Raw genomic sequence first — 851 nt, 5'->3', positions numbered from 1 at the left:
TAAACTTTTACGAACATTGAAGAGAATTCAATATCGTTCATCAAATGGTTACTCTTTAAAAAGAGAACTCCAGCAGGGAATGAATAACTTTTATAATACGTTAACAGCATTTAATAAAATTGCGGCTAATAAAGGAGCGGGCGCGCCAGGTGTTAACAATGAAACCATTGATGGAATTAATCTAGAAAGACTAGAAAGATACCATCAGGAATACGTCAATAACGGTTATAATCCCAAACCAGTTAAAAGAATTCTCATTCCTAATGATAATAAAGGAACCAGACCCCTGGGACTACCCACGATCAAGGACCGGCTAATACAAAAATGCCTGGAACAACTCTTAACTCCCTATTTTGAAAATATTTTTTCAGCATGGAGCTTGGGGTTTAGAACCAAAAAATCTTGCCATGACGCCATCAAACACGTCAAACCAAGATTCAAAGGAATTGACTACATCGTCAAAATCGACTTAAAAGGCTACTTTTATACCATCAACCATGAGATTCTCATGCGAACCTTAAATCGGTTCATCAGAAAGAATAAAACCCTGACAACTATCAACGAATGGTTGAAAGCCGGCTTCATGAAAAACGGAATCAAATACGAATCTTTATCAGGTTCTCCTCAAGGAGGAATTATTTCTCCCCTATTAGCCAATGTATATTTACATTATATTGGCTTGAAAATGGAGGAACTGATTAAAGAAGGGAAGCCGATTAGGAAGGAAAACCCAGAATATAAGAGAGCATGGTTTAAAAACCAGCACCATCAACTGGGGGTTGATAGGTATATCAATTTAAATCAAAAGACAAGAGTTGAGTACATCCGTTACGCTGATGATTTTATCATTG

At 36.8% G+C, this 851-nt stretch carries 1 protein-coding gene; it reads left to right on the top strand.

Annotation, left to right across the window (positions count from 1 at the left end; all coding sequences use genetic code 11):
* Positions 1 to 851, top strand: an 851-nt coding sequence (locus B2G44_RS01065; protein WP_257616355.1) for a reverse transcriptase domain-containing protein, incomplete at both ends; no start/stop codon positions are given.

This window comes from Candidatus Phytoplasma citri (genome assembly GCF_002009625.1).
GTDB classification, from domain to species: domain Bacteria; phylum Bacillota_I; class Bacilli_A; order Acholeplasmatales; family Acholeplasmataceae; genus Phytoplasma; species Phytoplasma citri.
Note: the sequence above shows the minus strand (reverse complement) of the source record. Positions and strands in the feature narration are given on the sequence as shown.